This window comes from Pseudomonas sp. NPDC087336 (genome assembly GCF_044744285.1).
In the GTDB taxonomy this organism is placed as follows: Bacteria; Pseudomonadota; Gammaproteobacteria; order Pseudomonadales; family Pseudomonadaceae; genus Aquipseudomonas.
Genome location: NZ_JBIUYA010000009.1, coordinates 158,789 through 177,130, shown reverse-complemented (window position 1 = coordinate 177,130; position 18,342 = coordinate 158,789). Strand labels below are relative to the sequence as shown.

At 60.2% G+C, this 18,342-nt stretch carries 14 protein-coding genes; 11 read left to right on the top strand and 3 right to left on the bottom strand.

The features are described from left to right. Positions 1-7: 7 nt before the first annotated feature. Positions 8-1,396: an amidohydrolase family protein gene (locus ACIO0C_RS11735; protein WP_401311835.1), complete on the top strand. Its 1,389-nt coding sequence runs from the start codon at positions 8-10 to the stop codon at positions 1,394-1,396. Between the two features lie 132 nt (positions 1,397-1,528). Beyond that, a complete protein-coding gene (locus tag ACIO0C_RS11730) occupies positions 1,529-2,674 on the top strand; it encodes an XdhC family protein (RefSeq protein WP_401311832.1) in 1,146 nt (381 codons plus the stop codon). 54 nt (positions 2,675-2,728) lie between these two features. On the opposite strand, the gene ACIO0C_RS11725 is transcribed toward ACIO0C_RS11730, so the two are convergent. Together ACIO0C_RS11725 and ACIO0C_RS11720 are read right to left on the bottom strand one after the other, a co-directional pair. Next, a complete protein-coding gene (locus ACIO0C_RS11725) occupies positions 2,729-4,012 on the bottom strand; it encodes a Zn-dependent hydrolase (protein ID WP_401311829.1) in 1,284 nt (427 codons plus the stop codon). A 148-nt stretch (positions 4,013-4,160) separates the two neighbouring features. Then, positions 4,161-5,645, bottom strand: a complete 1,485-nt coding sequence (locus tag ACIO0C_RS11720; protein ID WP_401311826.1) for an NCS1 family nucleobase:cation symporter-1 — start codon at positions 5,643-5,645, stop codon at positions 4,161-4,163. A gap of 541 nt (positions 5,646-6,186) precedes the next feature. Here ACIO0C_RS11720 and hydA point away from each other — a divergent pair. The 5 genes from hydA to ACIO0C_RS11695 all read left to right on the top strand — a co-directional run bounded on the left by hydA (position 6,187) and on the right by ACIO0C_RS11695 (position 13,033). Then, the gene (hydA, locus tag ACIO0C_RS11715; RefSeq protein WP_401311823.1) at positions 6,187-7,626 is read left to right on the top strand and encodes a dihydropyrimidinase; all 1,440 of its coding nucleotides are present in this window, start codon (positions 6,187-6,189) and stop codon (positions 7,624-7,626) included. A gap of 81 nt (positions 7,627-7,707) precedes the next feature. After that, positions 7,708-9,075 carry an NAD(P)-dependent oxidoreductase gene (locus tag ACIO0C_RS11710; RefSeq protein ID WP_401311820.1) on the top strand — a complete coding sequence of 456 codons (1,368 nt, stop codon included), beginning with the start codon at positions 7,708-7,710 and terminating at the stop codon, positions 9,073-9,075. After that, positions 9,076-10,350, top strand: a complete 1,275-nt coding sequence (preA, locus tag ACIO0C_RS11705) for an NAD-dependent dihydropyrimidine dehydrogenase subunit PreA (protein WP_401311818.1) — start codon at positions 9,076-9,078, stop codon at positions 10,348-10,350. Between the two features lie 233 nt (positions 10,351-10,583). Then, complete coding sequence (locus ACIO0C_RS11700) at positions 10,584-11,639, top strand: RHS repeat-associated core domain-containing protein (RefSeq protein WP_401311815.1); 1,056 nt, start codon at positions 10,584-10,586, stop codon at positions 11,637-11,639. Between the two features lie 374 nt (positions 11,640-12,013). Then, complete coding sequence (locus tag ACIO0C_RS11695; protein ID WP_401311812.1) at positions 12,014-13,033, top strand: RHS repeat-associated core domain-containing protein; 1,020 nt, start codon at positions 12,014-12,016, stop codon at positions 13,031-13,033. Positions 13,034-13,091: 58 nt separating this feature from the next. Here ACIO0C_RS11695 and ACIO0C_RS11690 read toward each other — a convergent pair whose 3' ends face one another. Then, positions 13,092-13,712 carry a TetR/AcrR family transcriptional regulator gene (locus tag ACIO0C_RS11690; protein ID WP_008059330.1) on the bottom strand — a complete coding sequence of 207 codons (621 nt, stop codon included), beginning with the start codon at positions 13,710-13,712 and terminating at the stop codon, positions 13,092-13,094. Positions 13,713-13,980: 268 nt separating this feature from the next. Here ACIO0C_RS11690 and ACIO0C_RS11685 point away from each other — a divergent pair, with 268 nt between their 5' ends. The 4 genes from ACIO0C_RS11685 to ACIO0C_RS11670 all read left to right on the top strand — a co-directional run bounded on the left by ACIO0C_RS11685 (position 13,981) and on the right by ACIO0C_RS11670 (position 18,333). Beyond that, the gene (locus ACIO0C_RS11685) at positions 13,981-15,279 is read left to right on the top strand and encodes an OprD family porin (RefSeq protein ID WP_401311809.1); all 1,299 of its coding nucleotides are present in this window, start codon (positions 13,981-13,983) and stop codon (positions 15,277-15,279) included. Positions 15,280-15,531: 252 nt separating this feature from the next. Continuing rightward, entirely contained in the window at positions 15,532-16,356 is an 825-nt protein-coding gene (locus tag ACIO0C_RS11680) for an NAD-dependent epimerase/dehydratase family protein (RefSeq protein ID WP_401311807.1), read from the top strand. 50 nt (positions 16,357-16,406) lie between these two features. Next, complete coding sequence (locus ACIO0C_RS11675) at positions 16,407-17,294, top strand: SMP-30/gluconolactonase/LRE family protein (protein WP_401311806.1); 888 nt, start codon at positions 16,407-16,409, stop codon at positions 17,292-17,294. Positions 17,295-17,361: 67 nt separating this feature from the next. Further along, positions 17,362-18,333: a TRAP transporter substrate-binding protein gene (locus tag ACIO0C_RS11670; protein WP_401311803.1), complete on the top strand. Its 972-nt coding sequence runs from the start codon at positions 17,362-17,364 to the stop codon at positions 18,331-18,333. The last annotated feature ends 9 nt before the right edge of the window (positions 18,334-18,342 follow it).

The window sequence follows — 18,342 nt, the reverse complement described above, 5'->3', positions numbered from 1 at the left end:
GCCGACCATGACTCAACTGCAAAACATCCTGATCAAGAACCCTGTGGCGGTGATGACCGGCCTACGTGGCCCGCGGGCCAGGGCCGGCGCCGTGGACATCCGCATCGTCGACGGGCGCATCGCCGAAATGGCCCCGGGTCTTCAAGCGCAACCCGGCGAGCGGCTCATCGATGCGCGCCACGCGGTGGTGTATCCGGGCTGGATCAACACCCACCATCACCTGTTCCAGAACTTGCTCAAGGCCGTCCCCGAAGGATTGAACCAGGACCTGCAAGGCTGGCTGGCCAGCGTGCCCTACCCGCGCCTCAACCGCTTCACGCCGCCACTGGCGCGGATCGCGGCACAACTGGGCATGGCCGAACTGTTGCTGTCGGGCGTGACCACCTGCGCCGATCACCATTACCTCTACCATGCCAACGGCACCACCGAAACCGGTGACCTGCTGTTCGACATGGCCGATCAGTTCGGCCTGCGTTTCGTGTTGTGCCGGGGTGGCGCGCTGGAGTCGGCCAGCGCTCATCCGGGGTTCTCGAAAACCGCGCTGCAACCGGAAACCCTCGACCAGATGGTCGGTGATATCGAACGGCTCAAGTCGCGCTATCACCAGGACACCCCAGACGCCATGCGCCGGGTGGTGGTCGCGCCAACCACACCGACTTTTTCGCTGCCGCCGACGCTGCTGCGCGAATTGGCCCACAGCGCCCGCGGCCTCGGTCTGCGCCTGCACACGCACCTGTCGGAAACGCAGAACTACGTGAACTTCTGCCGTGAGAAATACAACTGCCTGCCGGTAGAGTTCGTCGCCGAACACGAATGGCTCGGCCCGGACGTGTGGTTCGCCCACGCGGTTCATATGCAACCCGGTGAAATCCGCATGCTCGCGCAAACCGGCACCGGCATTTCCCACTGCCCGGTGAGCAATGCACGCCTCGGTAGCGGCGTCGCACCGGTGCCGCAGATGTTCGAGGCCGGGGTGCCGATTTCCCTTGGCGTGGATGGCGTGGCGTCCAACGAGTCCGGCAGCATGGTCGGCGAAGCGAACACCGCGTGGTTGATTCACCGCGCGCAGCAAGGTGCCTCGGCCACCACCGCCGAAGATATCGTCCACTGGGGTACGGCCGGCGGCGCCCGGGTGCTGGGACTGGGTGCGGTCGGCACCCTGGAAATCGGCCAGGCGGCGGACTTGGTGATCTACGGCCTGGACCATCCGCGCTTCTTCGGTTTCCACGACATTGCCGTCGCGCCGGTGGTGGCGGGTGAGCCGATTACTGTGAAGTACAGCCTGGTCGGTGGCCGGGTGGTGGTCGATAACGGCGAGATCCCGGGGCTGGACATGCAGCGGATGCGGGCCGAGGCCTTTGATGGAGTACGGCAGTTGATGAATGTAGACGACTGACCCACCACCCCTGAAGGAGCTGGCTTGCCAGCGAAAGCGGTGTGTCAGTTAGCAGAAAGTTGCCAGACCTGCCGTCTTCGCTGGCGAGCCAGCTCCTACAAGGGATCTCCATCATTTTCAGGAACTGATTCCATGTCCGGCCTCAATGATCTCTTACAAGCCATCGACACTGCCGCCCACCACGGCGAAGAAAGCATCCTCGCCACCGTGGTCAAGGTGGAAGGCTCGGCCTACCGCCGTCCCGGTGCACGGATGCTCATCCCCATACACGGCCGCACCGTTGGCACCGTCAGCGGCGGCTGTCTGGAGCACGACCTGGCGAAAAAAGCCTGGTGGCTCACCGATTCCGGCGAACCGGTGGTGCGCCGCTACAGCACGGGCGCCACCGAGGACGAAGACGACGAGCAAAGCGCCCTGACCTTTGGCCTGGGTTGCAACGGCACGGTATTCGTCATGCTCGAACGCCTGCGGGCAAAATCGCCTGCACCGGCCATCGAACTGCTGCGACGTGTGCGCGACAGCCAACAACCGGCCGCCATGGCCACGGTGATTGCCAGTTCCCGCGATGCATCGGCCCGGGTCGGTGACCGCCTGCTGTCAGACACCGAGGGCAGCGTGCGCAACCTGCAACTGGACGAGGCGATCCGCCGTGACCTGCACAAGACCCTGGCGCAGAAGAAGTCCTCGACACGGCTCTACAGCAACGCCCGTGGCGAGGTCGAAGTATTTTTCGAGTACATCGCCCCGCCGCCCCGCCTGGTGATTATCGGTGCCGGCCACGATGCGCAGCCGCTGGTGCGCATGGCCAAGTTGCTGGACTGGCATGTCAGCGTCGTCGACAGCCGCAGCCACTTCGCCCGCGCCGAACGTTTCCCGCAAGCCGACGCCGTTGTCCTCGCCAGCCTCGACAACCCGTTCGACCTGGCCCCGCTGATCGACGGTGCCTTTGTGGCGGTGATGACCCACAGCTACCGCCAGGACCGCCATTGGCTCAGGCTGGCGCTGCAAGCCACGCCCGCCTACCTCGGCCAGCTCGGCCCCAAGGAGCGCACCGAACGCCTGCTGGCGGAAATCGGCCCGGGCCACTGCGCGCTGCACTATCCGATGGGCCTCGACCTGGGTGGCGATGCGCCGCAGAGCGTGGCGCTGGCGATACTTGCCGAGATGACGGCGGTGATGAATCAGCGCCAGGGCGGAATGCTCCGGCATCGGGGCAAACCGATTCATCGGGTGGATCTGGTGGTCAGTGAAAAACTTGAAAGTGCAGCATCCGTTTGAAGATCAGACAATCGCAGCCTGCAGGATCTGCCGCAGGCCGCGATCCTTTGCCTTTCAAGCTGCCGGCGCCCCCTTGGCCACCGCCGCCGAAGCCGCCAGCATCGCCCGCAACAGCACCGCACACCCGGCCGCCAGGTCATCCGGGGCGGCATTCTCGATTTCGTTGTGGCTGATGCCGCCTTCGCACGGCACGAAGATCATCCCCGCCGGGCCCAGTTCGGCAAGGAAAATCGCGTCGTGCCCGGCACCGCTGACGATGTCCATGTGCGACAGGCCCAGCCCCTGCGCCGCGCCACGTACCGCTTCGACGCAGCCCTTGTCGAAGTACAGCGGCGGGAAGTCGGCGGTGGGTGTCAGTTCATAGGTCAGGCCGTGTTCTTCGCAGGTGGTCTCGATCACTTCGCGCACTTCGGCGATCATCGAGTCCAGTCGCGCCGGTTCCAGGTGACGGAAGTCCAGGGTCATGCGAACCTCGCCCGGGATGACGTTGCGCGAGCCGGGATAGGCTTGCAGGCAACCGACGGTGCCGCAGGCATGGGGCTGATGACCGAGGGCCGCGCGGTTGACGGCGCCGACGATCACCGCCGCGCCGACGAGGGCGTCCTTGCGCAGGTGCATTGGCGTAGGGCCAGCGTGGGCTTCTACGCCGCGCAGTTTCAGGTCGAACCATTTCTGTCCGAGGGCACCCATGACGACGCCAATGGTTTTGCGTTCGTCCTCGAGAATCGGCCCTTGCTCAATGTGCGCCTCGAAATAGGCACCCACGGCGTGACCGCTGACTTTACGGGTACCCGCGTAGCCAATGGCGTTGAGCGCTTCACCCACCGTCACGCCGTCGGCGTCGACCTTGGCCAGGGTTTCTTCCAGAGTGAATTTCTCGGCGAACACGCCGGAGCCCATCATGCACGGGGCGAAACGCGAGCCTTCTTCGTTGGTCCACACCACCACTTCCAGCGGCGCTTCGGTCTCGATACCCAGGTCATTGAGGGTGCGCAGCACTTCGACGCCTGCCAGCACACCGAAGCAGCCATCGAACTTGCCGCCAGTGGGCTGGGTGTCGATGTGACTCCCAGTCATGACCGGTGGCAGGTCCGGATTGCGCCCCGGGCGGCGGGCGAAAATATTGCCGACGGCGTCGATGCTGACGGTGCAGCCGGCTTCCTCGCACCACTTCACGAACGTATCGCGGGCCTGGCGGTCGAGGTCGGTCAGGGCCAGGCGACAGACGCCGCCCTTGACCGTGGCGCCGAGCCTGGCCAGTTCCATGAGCGACTGCCACAGGCGGTCGCGGTTGATGTGCTGATGGGTCGATTGCAGAACGTCTACGGCTGCGTTCATGGGGATCTCCTCAGGCTGTTCTTATGAGTTTCTTCAGGCAATTCGGTGCTGTCCTTGAGGCCGTCATCGCTGGCAAGCCAGCTCCCACAGGTTTTGTGAACTCCCGAGAACCCTGTGGGAGCTGGCTTGCCAGCGATGAGGCTCTCCCTCACACCGTAGATTTCGCGATTGACGGACTCGGACGCATCGCGCACAACCCGTAATAAATCAACCCGCCAAGCGCCGAGCCGGTAAACCAGCCATAGCTGTAGAACCAGCTGAACACATCGCTGCCCAGCGACAGCAACGTCAACACCACCGGCACCCCGAAGGCGATAAAACCGTTCCAGTTCCACGCCGGATACACGTCGTCACGGTAAAGCCCGGCCAGGTCCAGCTGCTGTTTCTTGATCAGGAAATAGTCCACCACCATGATCCCGGCAATCGGCCCCAGCAGGCTGGAATAGCCGAGCAGCCAGTTGGAATAGACCGTTTCCAGGCTCAGGTCGGAAACGATCAGGCCGAGTTTTTTCAGCAGTTCATGGGCCATCAGCGCCAGCCCGACCAGCCCGGTGAGCATCACCGCCTTGGTCCGGTTGATCGCCTTGGGAGCAATGTTCTGGAAGTCGTTGGTCGGCGATACGATGTTGGCCGCGGTGTTGGTCGACAACGTGGCGATGATGATCAGCGCCATGGCCAGCGCCACCCAGACCGGGCTCTGGATATGGCCGATCAGGGTCACCGGGTCGGACACCGTCACCCCCACCAGTTTCACCGAGGCGGCGGTCATCACCACGCCCAGGGAGGCAAACAGGAACATGGTCAGTGGCAGGCCGATGATCTGCCCGACGATCTGGTCTTTCTGGCTTTTCGCGTAGCGACTGAAGTCGGGGATGTTCAGCGACAACGTGGCCCAGAACCCGACCATCGCGGTCAGCCCCGCCGCGAAGTAGCTGGCCACGCCCGCGCCTTCGGGACGCTTGGCCGGGATTGCCAGCAGTTCGGTCATCGACACGTTGGGCATGGCCCACACCAGTAACCCGACCCCCACCAGCACCAACAGCGGTGCAGAGAGGGTTTCCAGCCACTTGATCGACTCGGCGCCGCGGATCACCACCCACAGGTTCAGCGCCCAGAACACCATGAAACCGATGACCTCGCCGGTGCCGCCCAGGGATTTCCAGCCCTCGAACACCGAGCCCAGGAACAGGTGGATCGCCAGGCCACCGAACATGGTCTGGATGCCGAACCAGCCACAGGCCACCAAGGCGCGGATCAGGCACGGGATGTTGGAGCCGAAGATGCCGAAGGACGAACGCAGCAGCACCGGAAACGGGATGCCGTACTTGGTGCCGGGAAAGGCGTTGAGCGTCAGCGGGATCAACACGATGATGTTGGCGAACAGAATCGCCAGCAGCGCTTCACCGACACTCAGGCCGAAGTACGCCGTCAGCACCCCGCCCAGGGTGTAGGTCGGCACGCAAATCGCCATGCCCACCCACAACGCCGTGATGTGCCATTTGTTCCAGGTTCGTTCGCGCACCTTGGTCGGTGCTATGTCGTGGTTGTAACGGGGACTGTCGAGGACATCGCTGCCGGCTTCCAGCTCGAACAAGCCGTCGCGCTCGTTCACTTGCGATCTGATCTGTTGCATGGCCGCTCCACTGATCTTTGAATTATTTTTGCTCATCAGGGGCTGGCGGCTTCAATAAACGTGCCGGTTGCCCCGCTTGCGCATCGGGCAGTTCCATAAACACTTTGCAAACAACTGATGTTTATCAGTTTTATTGGATCAACCGGGCAGCACTCGGCTAAAGGTCATGCCACTGGTCCGCCAAGTTGTCCGAACAGTCAGGACTCAATCTGGTGCATCGATGTTTTTTTCACGCTCGCGCATCAACCATAGACCATCCTCAAACGGCTGATTTCACATAAGAAATCTTGACCATATTTAGATCCTGTCAAGTGCGTCAAAATGGTGAGCGGCCTCACCATTTTGGTGAATTTAGTAATTTATCGTTGTTTATCAATCATTTAAAACAGTCATAAGCTTATAAAAAATATTCTTGCTGATTCCCATAACTCGGACTAGCTTTTAATCCTGACAGCGCTGACAGGAATACACCGGTTATCGCTGGCCTCCTAAAAAACACCTAGAACCGGCATCAGCCGGTCATGCCTGCGAGGAACTCGGAATGTCTCTGTTGATCCGTGGCGCCACCGTTATTACCCATGATGAAAGTTATCGCGCCGACGTGTATTGCGCAGACGGCGTGATCAAGGCCATCGGCGAAGACCTCGAGGTTCCTGCAGGTGCCGAGATACTCGACGGCAGCGGTCAGTACCTGATGCCCGGCGGCATCGATCCCCACACCCACATGCAACTGCCCTTCATGGGCACCGTGGCCAGCGAAGACTTTTTCAGTGGCACGGCAGCGGGTCTGGCCGGTGGCACCACTTCGATCATCGATTTCGTGATTCCCAATCCGCAGCAGTCCCTGATGGAAGCCTTCCATCAGTGGCGTGGCTGGGCCGAGAAGTCGGCGTCCGACTACGGCTTCCACGTCGCCATCACCTGGTGGAGCGAACAGGTTCACGAAGAAATGGCCGAGCTGGTGATTCATCACGGGGTCAACAGCTTCAAGCATTTCATGGCCTACAAGAACGCGATCATGGCGGCGGATGACACCCTGGTGGCGAGTTTCGAGCGCTGCCTGGAACTGGGCGCGGTGCCGACCGTGCATGCGGAAAACGGTGAGCTGGTATATCACCTGCAACGCAAACTCATGGCCCAGGGCATGACCGGGCCCGAAGCGCATCCCCTATCGCGCCCCTCGCAGGTGGAAGGCGAAGCCGCGAGTCGCGCCATCCGCATTGCCGAAACCCTCGGCACGCCACTGTATCTGGTCCACGTCTCGACCAAGGAGGCCCTCGACGAAATCACTTACGCCCGCGCCAAAGGCCAACCGGTCTACGGCGAAGTGCTGGCCGGGCATCTGCTGCTGGACGAAAGCGTCTACCGGCACCCGGACTGGCAGACCGCCGCCGGTTACGTGATGAGCCCACCGTTCCGCCCTCGCGGACATCAAGAGGCACTCTGGCACGGTTTGCAGGCGGGTAACCTGCACACCACCGCCACCGATCACTGCTGCTTCTGCGCCGAGCAAAAAGCCGCCGGCAAGGACGACTTCAGCAAGATCCCCAACGGCACCGCCGGCATCGAAGACCGCATGGCCGTATTGTGGGATGAAGGCGTGAACACCGGGCGTTTTTCGATGCAGCAATTCGTGGCGCTGACCTCCACCAACACCGCGAAAATCTTCAACCTCTACCCACGCAAAGGCGCGATCCGGGTGGGGGCCGATGCCGACCTGGTGCTGTGGGACCCGCAAGGTACCCGGACGATTTCCGCCAAGACCCATCACCAGCAGGTCGACTTCAACATCTTCGAAGGCAAGACAGTACGCGGTGTGCCGAGCCATACCATCAGCCAGGGGCGCGTGGTCTGGGCCGATGGCGATTTGCGCGCCGAGCGCGGTGCCGGGCGCTATATCGAACGGCCGGCTTATCCGGCGGTGTTCGATTTGCTGAGCAAGCGGGCCGAGTTGAATCAGCCTACTGCCGTTAAACGCTGACCAAAGGATCGTTCCCACGCTCTGCGTGGGAACGATCAGCCCGACAGAGGCAGCACCTCAACTACCGTGAGGCCAAATACCGTGATCAAGACCCTGACCCACCTCCCGCATCCCGTTGAGAACGCGGCCGCCCTCGCCGGCCATTTCACCGACCTGGCGCCGCCACTCAACGATCGCCAGGCCCATCTGGAAGCCTCGCGCTGCCTGTATTGCTACGACGCGCCCTGCGTGAATGCCTGCCCGAGCGAAATCGATATTCCCTCGTTCATCCGCAACATTCACCAGGACAACGTGCAGGGCGCGGCGCAGAAAATCCTCTCCGCCAATATCCTCGGTGGCAGTTGCGCCCGGGTCTGTCCGACCGAGATTCTTTGCCAGCAAGCCTGTGTGCGCAACAACGCCCACGAATGCGCGCCAGTGTTGATCGGCCTGTTGCAACGCTATGCGGTGGACAACGCGCACTTCAGCCAGCATCCATTCTCCCGTGCCGCCGCCACCGGCAAGCGCATCGCCGTGGTCGGCGCGGGGCCCGCCGGGTTGTCCTGCGCCCATCGCAGTGCGATGCACGGCCATGACGTGGTGATTTTCGAGGCCCGGGAAAAGGCCGGTGGCCTGAATGAATACGGGATCGCCAAATACAAACTGGTGGACGACTACGCGCAGAAGGAACTGGACTTCCTGTTGCAAATCGGTGGGATCGAAATCCGCCACGGGCACAAACTCGGGGAGAACCTGAGCCTCAGCGACCTGCATCAACAATTCGACGCGGTGTTCCTCGGCCTTGGCCTCGCGGCCAGCAAACAGCTGGGTCTAGCGCATGAAAACGCGCCCGGCCTGGTGGCCGCCACCGACTACATCCGCGAACTGCGCCAGGCCGATGACCTGAGCCAGTTACCGCTGGCCGACCACTGCATCGTGCTCGGTGCCGGCAACACCGCCATCGACATGGCGGTGCAAATGGCCCGCCTCGGCGCCCACGACGTCAACCTGGTGTATCGCCGTGGCGTCGAGGACATGGGCGCGACCCACCACGAACAGGACATCGCCAAGGCCAATCAGGTACGCCTGTTAACCTGGGCCCAACCGGAAGAAGTCCTGCTCGATAACCAAGGCCAGGTGCGCGGCATGCGATTCGCCCGCACCCACATGGTTGAAGGCCGCTTGCAAACCACCGGTGAAACCTTCGAGCTGGCCGCCGACGCGATTTTCAAGGCCATCGGCCAGGCCTTCGACAGCGGCGCCCTCGCCGATCCGCTGGCCCGGGAACTCAAGCGTGAGGGTGATCGCATCCAGGTGGACGAACACCTGCGCACCAGCATCCCCGGCGTGTATGCCGGCGGCGACTGCACCAGCCTCGAGCAGGATCTCACCGTGCAGGCAGTACAGCACGGCAAACGCGCCGCCGAGGCGATCAATGCTCAACTGATGCTCAACGTGGAGGCTGCATAAATGGCCGATCTGTCGATTGTCTTCGCTGGCATCAAGTCCCCCAACCCGTTCTGGCTGGCCTCCGCGCCGCCGACCGACAAGGCCTACAACGTGGTCCGCGCCTTCGAGGCCGGCTGGGGCGGCGTGGTTTGGAAAACCCTGGGGGAAGACCCGGCGGCGGTCAACGTTTCGTCGCGCTATTCGGCGCACTTCGGGGCTAACCGGGAGGTACTGGGTTTCAACAACATCGAACTGATCACCGATCGCTCACTGGAGATCAACCTGCGGGAAATCACCCAGGTCAAGAAGGACTGGCCCGACCGCGCATTGATCGTCTCGCTGATGGTGCCCTGCGTCGAAGAATCATGGAAACACATCCTGCCGCTGGTGGAGGCCACGGGGGCCGACGGCATCGAGCTGAACTTCGGTTGCCCTCACGGCATGCCCGAGCGCGGCATGGGCGCGGCGGTCGGCCAGGTGCCGGAATACGTCGAGCAGGTCACCCGCTGGTGCAAGACGTATTGCTCATTGCCGGTGATCGTCAAGCTGACGCCGAACATCACCGACATCCGCGTGGCTGCCCGCGCGGCGCACCGTGGCGGCGCGGATGCGGTGTCGTTGATCAACACGATCAACTCGATCACCAGCGTCAACCTGGAGCGCATGGTTGCCAATCCGATTGTCGGCAGCCAAAGCACCCACGGCGGCTATTGCGGTTCGGCGGTCAAGCCGATCGCCTTGAACATGGTCGCCGAAATCGCCCGCGACCCGCAGACCCATGGCCTGCCCATCAGCGGCATTGGCGGCATCGGCAACTGGCGCGATGCCGCCGAATTCATCGCCCTGGGCAGCGGCTCGGTTCAGGTGTGCACGGCGGCGATGCTGCATGGCTTCCGGATTGTCGAGGAGATGAAGGACGGGTTATCGCGCTGGATGGACAGTCAGGGCTACGCCAGCGTCGCCGATTTCTCGGGGCGTGCGGTGGGCAATACCACGGACTGGAAGTACCTGGACATCAACTATCAGGTAATCGCGAAGATCGATCAGGAGGCGTGCATTGGTTGCGGGCGCTGCCATATTGCTTGCGAGGATACGTCGCACCAGGCGGTGGCCAGTCTCAAGCAGGCGGACGGTACACACAAGTATCAAGTGATCGAGGATGAGTGTGTGGGCTGCAACCTGTGCCAGATCACCTGCCCGGTGCAGGATTGCATCGAGATGGTGCCTGTGGACACCGGCAAGCCGTTTCTGGACTGGAATCATGATCCGAGGAATCCGTATCACGTTGCGGTTTGAGTGATGTGTTGTCGGGGTTGACGCCATCGCGGGCAAGCCCGCTCCCACAGGGATCGCTGGTGTACACAGCATTTGAGTACGCCATAAACCACTGTGGGAGCGGGCTTGCCCGCGATGAGGCCAGCGCTACAACACCAACTTCCAGACTCCTTACCTATCAGTTCTGCTAGTAGACGCCACTCGACATATCTTCGATGCTCACACACAGTCAATTCGCCAGCGTGGATCTCGATATGTCGGACTCATCATTGAACATTCTTTGCCGCTATCAATACGACCCACTCGACCGCCTCACGGGCGTCGGGCTACTGGCGGGTGACCATACGCAGCGTTTTTATCAGAAGAGCCACCTGACGACCGAGGTGGGACAGCAGACGCAACGAACAATCCTGCGCCATGAAGCTCAACCGTTGGCGCAGCAACAAAGTGAAGCCGGCCTAACAGAAACCACGCTGCTGGCAACCGACCGAGCCCACTCGTTATTGCACAGCTTGACGCAAACCAACTCCAGGCATTGGGCATATACAGCCTACGGGCATCACCCGATCGAAAGCGGTCTGAGTAGCTTGCTAGGATTTAACGGCGAGTGCCCCGACATTCTCACAGGTCACTATTTGCTGGGGATCGGGAAGCGTGCCTACAATCCGACGCTGATGCGCTTTAACTCCCCGGACAAATTGAGTCCGTTCGGTGACGGGGGCATTAATCCACACGCCTACTGTGAAAGAGATCCAATAAACTTTGGGGATCCTACCGGCACAACGCGCTTTCGTTTCATGATCGAAGACATTCTATCAACGACAGGTAAAAAACCACGAAGCCACATGATCGCTGATATTGTCCCAGAACTACTCGATAAACCACAAAATTTTGCAAAACAAAATCGCCCTCTGGCTATTCCTCGACGCTCGACAACTGATCACTCTCGATTAACCAAATTTGATAACACTGGCACCCAACAGCAGCCATCCACATCCAAGTTAATATCTCAAAGCCAAGACACTACCAATCGAGCTGTGCCCGTTCAACACCAAAAAATGTCGAGCGCCGCAGTCAAGAGAAAATTGAAACAAGACGCGGGTATGTATAGGGAGTTCGCAAAAAAAACCAAACATGAAAGACCGATCAACCCAAAACTCGAGACCAAGATGAGCGACTTGAGAGAGGAGCTACATAAAAAGGCACTTAAGGCGCCCGGAGCGGAGCTCCGGAATATCGCACAATCAATTCGTTATACCGAAGATCAACAGGATGCCTATGCATTTCGGCAACTGGCAGGTAAAAAATGACCATCTGCAACTAATGAAAAGTCGAAGACCTCGCGTGTCACAGAAGAGATAGGGTTGGACTACGGCTCCAACCCTATCCCCCGCAATATCACAATGGGAGCCACCGTACCGATGGAGAACGGCAAGCCGTTTCTGCACTGGAATCATGATCCGAGGAATCCGTATCACGTTGCGGTTTGAGTGATGTGTTGTCGGGGTTGACGCCATCGCGGGCAAGCCCGCTCCCACAGGGATCGCTGGTGTACACAGCATTTGAGTACGCCATAAACCACTGTGGGAGCGGGCTTGCCCGCGATGAGGCCAGCGCTACAACACCAACTTCCAGACTCCTTACCTATCAGTTCTGCTAGTAGACACCACTCGACATATCTTCGATGCTCACACTCAGTCAATTCGCCAGCGTGGATCTCGATATGTCGGACTCATCATTGAACATTCTTTGCCGCTATCGCTACGATCCACTCGACCGCCTCACGGGCGTCGGGCTACTGGCGGGCGACCGTACGCAGCGTTTTTATCAGAAGAGCCACCTGACTACCGAGCTGGGACAGCAGACGCAACGAACAATCCTGCGCCATGACGCTCAACCGTTGGCGCAGCAACAAAGTGCAGCCGGGGTTACCGAAAAAACGCTTTTGGTGACCGATCAGGCGCACTCGTTGCTGCAATCCCTTTCGCCAGTTAATTCTCGGAAATTTTCCTATACCGCCTACGGCCATCACCCGATTGTTAGCGGCTTAAGTCGTTTATTCGGGTTTAATGGTGAGTATCCTGACGACATTACGGGCCATTATCCATTAGGCCATGGCAATCGATTTTATAATCCTGTGTTGATGCGATTCAATAGCCCGGATGAGCTGAGTCCTTTTGATGAAGGGGGAATTAACTCTTATGCTTATTGCGAAAATGATCCGATCAACTTTTACGATCCAAGCGGTAACATTCCCGTAAAAAAACTACTCATGCAACGATTCGCGAAACAACGCCCACAACCATATAAACCTTGGAATTCCAACGCAAACCCACAACCGGAAGGAGTTCTGAACCTCACATCGATCACAATTGGGCAATCCTCGACGTCAGTCTCCCAACACGCATCTTTAAAGAAGAAAACGACTGCATCTCCCATACCCCGAAACCAAATGAGAACACAACTGAAGCAGGATGCGGAAAAGTTCGATAAACTCAGCCAAAAGCACCCAAACATCAACATCCCGAAAAACCCTGAGTTAGTGAAAAAAATCGAAGCACTGGAAGCAGCGAGAAAAGCTGACATAAAGGCAGGAAAACATACAAGGACTGTCCAGTACAACGAAAAAATCAGGCTAGCAGAAAGACGCATCAAACAAATGCAACTTGTAGAACTCAACAAGGAAATTCGCAAGCAACACTAATTATCAGGTGGATAATTATCGAACCTTCAAAAGTAACGGCGCATCAATTGTATGCACCCTACGGCTCCAACCCAATCCCCCGCAAAATCACACTGGTCACCGTCTGCACCGCCCGCTCGAACTGCATGTCCGACAACGGTTGATGATCATTCAAAATATTCACCTGATGATCAAAGTCGGCATAGTGCTGCGTCGAGGCCCAGATCATGTACAGCAGGCTTGAAGGTTCCACCGGCAGGATGCGCCCGTCGTCGACCCACTGGCGGATCTTCGCTTCTTTCATCTTGGCCCAGTCGTACAGGCTCGCGTCCAGGGTTACACCCAGGGTCGGCGCGCCGTGGATGATTTCGTTGGCCCAGACTTTCGAGCCGTAGGGCCGGCTGCGCGAGTGGTTCATCTTGGCGCGGATGTAGCTGCTGAGCACCACGCGGGGGTCGTCGAACATCTCGAAGCACAGGGCGTCCTGTTTCCACACTTCCAGCAGGTCGAACAGCACGGCGCTGTACAGTTCAGTCTTGGTGCTGAAGTAGTAATGCAGGTTGGAACGCGGCAGTTGCACTTCGGCAGCAATGTCGGCCATCGCCGTGCTGCCAAAACCTTTTTCGGCGAAGACCTTCTCGGCCCCCAGCAGAATTTTCTCGACGTTACTGCGACGGATCTCGATCTTGTGATTGCCCATGAGGGCTCCCTGACAACAACATTAAACAAGACTAGCATCCGCTCTACCTCGCGGCGACAGGGCACAGGCAAACTTCGTACGAACAGGCTTGCGCGGCTGGTCTGCGCCCCCCCCTTCAAACCTGCCACGGAAACACTCATCCTGGGCGCCCACAAAGTCATCGTATAACTTCCAATTGACAACCCCTGAAAATCCCGCAAATATCGTCGTCATTGTTGTACGACGACGTATAACAAAAATAAAAATAAAAAAACAAGGGAGCGTCACAGTGAGCCAGCTCGTCCGCGATTCGTCCGCCCGTCCCCCACGCCCATCCTTCACCCGCCTGCAGACGCTGAGCCTGTTCGGTTGCACCAGCCTGGCCCTCGCCTTGCCCATCAGCAGCCAGGCCGAAGGTTTCACCGATGACGCCAAAGCCACGCTGAACCTGCGCAACGCCTACTTCAATCGCAACTACACCAACCCGGCCTACCCCCAGGGCAAGGCTGAGGAATGGACACAGAGCTTCATCCTCGACGCCAAATCCGGCTACACCCAGGGCCCGGTTGGCTTCGGTGTGGATGTGCTGGGCCTGTATTCGCAAAAGCTCGACGGCGGCAAGGGCACCGGGGGTACGCAGTTGCTGCCGATCCACGATGACGGCCGTCCGGCCGACAACTTCGGGCGCCTGGGCGTGGCGCTCAAGGGCAAGATCTCGAAGACCGAACTGAAAGTCGGCGAATGGATGCCGGTGCTGCCGATCCTGCGTTCCGACGACGGTCGCTCGCTGCCGCAGACCTTTCGCGGCGGCCAGGTGACCTCCACCGAGATCAGCGGCCTGACGCTCTACGGCGGGCAGTTCCGGCAGAACAGCCCGCGCAACGATGCGAGCATGGAAGACATGTTCATGAACGGCAAATCGGCGGCCTTTTCCTCGGACCGTTTCAACTTCGGCGGCGGCGAATACGCCTTCAACGAAAAACGCACCCAGGTCGGCGTCTGGTACGCGCAGCTCAGCGACATCTACCAACAGCAATACTTCAACCTCAGCCACAGCCAGCCCCTGGGCGACTGGACCCTCGGCGCCAACCTCGGCTACTTCATCGGCAAGGAAGACGGCAGCGCACTGGCCGGCGACCTCGACAACAAGACCGCGTTTGCCCTGCTCTCGGCCAAATACGGCGGCAACACCTTCTACATCGGCCTGCAAAAACTCAGCGGCGACGACGTGTGGATGCGGGTCAATGGCACCAGCGGCGGGACCCTGGCCAACGACAGCTACAACGCAAGCTACGACAACGCCAGGGAGAAATCCTGGCAGGTGCGTCACGACTACAACTTCGTGGCCCTCGGCATTCCCGGCCTGACGCTGATGAACCGCTACATCAGCGGCGACAACGTGCACACCGGCACCATCACCGACGGCAAGGAATGGGGTCGTGAATCGGAACTGGCCTACACCGTGCAGAGCGGCGCGCTGAAAAACCTCAACGTGAAATGGCGCAATGCGAGCATCCGCAAGGATTTCAGTACCAACGAGTTCGATGAGAACCGGATTTTCATCAGTTATCCGATTTCGTTGTTGTAAATACCGTGGATCAACATGTGCCCCCCCCCGTAGGAGCCAGGTTTGCCGACGGTGGCGTCCGTTAGATCGCCTTCGCCGGCAAGCCGGGCTCCTACAGGGACTGAGATTTCCGGAGAATGGATGGGGATGACCCTCCGTCAATTTCCACCAACGTCGCGTTGACAAAAACCGCAAAGCCTACCGATACTTCAGCGATGTCGTACGACAACCTACAACAATCCAATAACAACAGCTGCTTGTCCAGGGATTCCCATGACGACCACCGCAACCGCCCAAACGCCCTTCAATCGCCTGCTGCTGACCGGTGCTGCCGGTGGCCTGGGCAAAGTCCTGCGCGAGAGCCTGCGTCCGTACGCCAATGTCATTCGCCTGTCGGACATCGCGGACATCGCCCCGGCCATCGATGATCGCGAAGAAGTCGTGCCGTGCGACCTCGCCGACAAGCACGCCGTGCACCAGTTGGTCGAAGGCGTGGACGCGATCCTGCATTTTGGCGGCGTGTCGGTTGAGCGCTCGTTCGAAGAAATCCTCGGCGCCAATATCTGCGGCGTCTTCCACATCTACGAGGCGGCACGCCGTCACGGCGTCAAGCGCGTGATCTTCGCCAGTTCCAACCATGTGATCGGCTTTTACAAGCAAGACGAAGTCATCGACGCCCACTCCCCTCGCCGCCCCGACAGCTATTACGGTTTGTCCAAGTCCTACGGCGAAGACATGGCCACGTTCTACTTCGATCGCTACGGCATCGAGACCGTCAGCGTGCGCATCGGCTCTTCGTTCCCCGAACCGCAAAACCGTCGGATGATGAGCACCTGGCTGAGCTTCGGCGACCTCACCCAGCTGCTCGAACGTGCGCTCTATACCCCGAACGTCGGCCACACCGTGGTCTACGGCGCGTCCGACAACAAGGACATCTGGTGGGACAACCGTTACGCCAGCGCGCTGGGTTACGTGCCGCAGGACAGCTCCGAAGTGTTCCGTGAAAAAGTCGAAGCCCTGCCGTTGCCAGCCGCCGATGACCCGGCGCGGGTCTACCAGGGCGGTGCCTTTTGCGCGGCCGGCCCGTTCGGCGACTGATCGCCCCTGCACTTGATCCCCAGCACCACCAACCCAAGGAATGAGTTGCCATGCCAGCCGAACTGATTGTCGATGCCCGAAACGCGGTGGGTGAAAGCCCGGTCTGGGTCCCCGAGGAAAACGCCCTGTACTGGGTCGATATTCCTGCCGGGAGCCTGCAACGCTGGAGCGCGCAAACCGGGCAAGTGCACGCCTGGAAAACCCCGCAGATGCTCGCCTGCATCGCCCGTCACCCCGACGGCGGCTGGGTCGCCGGCATGGAGACCGGGTTCTTCCATCTGCATGCGCATGAAGGCGGCAGTCTCGACAGCACCCCCCTGGCCCACGTCGATCACGCCCGCCCAGGCATGCGCCTCAACGATGGTCGCTGCGACCGTCAGGGCCGATTCTGGGCCGGCAGCATGGTGCTGGACATGGGCGCCAATGCCGCCGTGGGCACGCTCTATCGCTACGACGCCGGGCAACAGGGGCCGCTCCTGGCACAGATGAACGGCCTGATCGTGCCCAACGGCCTGGCCTTCAGCCCGGACGGCAAGACGATGTACCTGTCCGACTCCCATCCGTTGGTGCAGCAGGTCTGGGCCTTCGATTACGACATCGACAGCGGCACCCCTTCCAACCGCCGCGTGTTCATCGACATGCATCAACACGGCGGTCGCCCTGATGGCGCGGCGGTCGATGCCGAGGGCTGTTACTGGATCTGCGGCAACGATGTGGGGCTGATTCACCGTTTCACCCCCGACGGTCGACTGGACCGTTCCCTCACAGTACCGGTGAAAAAACCGAGCATGTGTGCCTTCGGTGGCAGTCGTCTGGACACCCTGTTCGTGACCTCGATCCGCCCCGCGCACGACCAGGATGAACAATCGCTGGCCGGTGGCGTGTTCGCCCTGGACCCTGGCGTAAAGGGTTTGCCGGAGCCGCACTTCAAGCAATGAATGCAACTGTTGGCGCTACACCGCTGTGCCTTGAATAACAAAAACAACAAATCTGGAGACACCCCCAATGGACTTCAAACGCACCATCCTCGCCGCAGCACTCCCACTGGCCGTCACCCTCAGCAGCGCCGCCCACGCGCTGGAAATCAAATTCGCCGACATCCACCCTGCGGGCTACCCGACCGTGGTTGCCGAAGAACAGCTGGGCAAGACCCTGGTCGCCGACAGCGATGGCAAGCTGACCTTCAAGATGTTCGCCGGCGGCGTGCTCGGCTCGGAAAAAGAAGTAGTCGAGCAGGCCCAGGTCGGTGCCATCCAGATGGCCCGGGTCAGCCTGGGTATCGTCGGCCCGGTGGTGCCGGACGTGAACGTGTTCAACATGCCGTTCGTGTTCCGTGACCAGGCGCACATGCGCAAGGTCATCGATGGCGAGGTCGGCGACGAGATCCTCGACAAGATCACCCAGTCCGAATTCAACCTCGTGGCCCTGGCCTGGATGGATGGCGGCACGCGCAACATCTACACCAAGAAACCGGTGCGCAGCCTCGAAGATCTCAAGGGCATGAAGATTCGCGTGCAAGGCAACCCGATGTTCATCGAAACCATCAACGCCATGGGCGGCAACGGCATCGCCATGGACACCGGCGAAATCTTCAGCGCCCTGCAGACCGGTGTGATCGACGGCGCGGAGAACAACCCGCCGACCCTGCTCGAGCACAATCACTACCAGAACGCCAAGTTCTATAGCCTGACCGGGCACCTGATCCTGCCCGAGCCGATCGTGATGTCGAAGATCACCTGGAACAAACTCACCCCCGAGCAGCAGGCCCTGGTGAAGAAAACCGCCAAGGCCGCGCAAGCGCAGGAGCGCACCCTGTGGGATGCCAAATCGGCCAGCAGCGAAGAAAAACTCAGGGCTGCCGGCGTCGAGTTCATCACCGTCGACAAGAAACCTTTCTATGAAGCGACCGCCTCGATCCGCGAGAAATACGGCGCGCCCTACGCGGACCTGATCAAGCGCATCGAAGCCGTCCAGTAACCCTCCCTG

Coding starts and splice junctions, on each gene's coding strand:
- ACIO0C_RS11720 (WP_401311826.1), bottom strand. CDS start 5,645: ATGCAACAGATCAGATCGCAAGTGAACGAGCGCGACGGCTTGTTCGAG.
- ACIO0C_RS11695 (WP_401311812.1), top strand. CDS start 12,014: ATGCTCACACTCAGTCAATTCGCCAGCGTGGATCTCGATATGTCGGAC.
- ACIO0C_RS11700 (WP_401311815.1), top strand. CDS start 10,584: ATGTCGGACTCATCATTGAACATTCTTTGCCGCTATCAATACGACCCA.
- ACIO0C_RS11735 (WP_401311835.1), top strand. CDS start 8: ATGACTCAACTGCAAAACATCCTGATCAAGAACCCTGTGGCGGTGATG.
- ACIO0C_RS11690 (WP_008059330.1), bottom strand. CDS start 13,712: ATGGGCAATCACAAGATCGAGATCCGTCGCAGTAACGTCGAGAAAATT.
- ACIO0C_RS11680 (WP_401311807.1), top strand. CDS start 15,532: ATGACGACCACCGCAACCGCCCAAACGCCCTTCAATCGCCTGCTGCTG.
- preA (WP_401311818.1), top strand. CDS start 9,076: ATGGCCGATCTGTCGATTGTCTTCGCTGGCATCAAGTCCCCCAACCCG.
- ACIO0C_RS11725 (WP_401311829.1), bottom strand. CDS start 4,012: ATGAACGCAGCCGTAGACGTTCTGCAATCGACCCATCAGCACATCAAC.
- ACIO0C_RS11675 (WP_401311806.1), top strand. CDS start 16,407: ATGCCAGCCGAACTGATTGTCGATGCCCGAAACGCGGTGGGTGAAAGC.
- ACIO0C_RS11670 (WP_401311803.1), top strand. CDS start 17,362: ATGGACTTCAAACGCACCATCCTCGCCGCAGCACTCCCACTGGCCGTC.
- ACIO0C_RS11730 (WP_401311832.1), top strand. CDS start 1,529: ATGTCCGGCCTCAATGATCTCTTACAAGCCATCGACACTGCCGCCCAC.
- hydA (WP_401311823.1), top strand. CDS start 6,187: ATGTCTCTGTTGATCCGTGGCGCCACCGTTATTACCCATGATGAAAGT.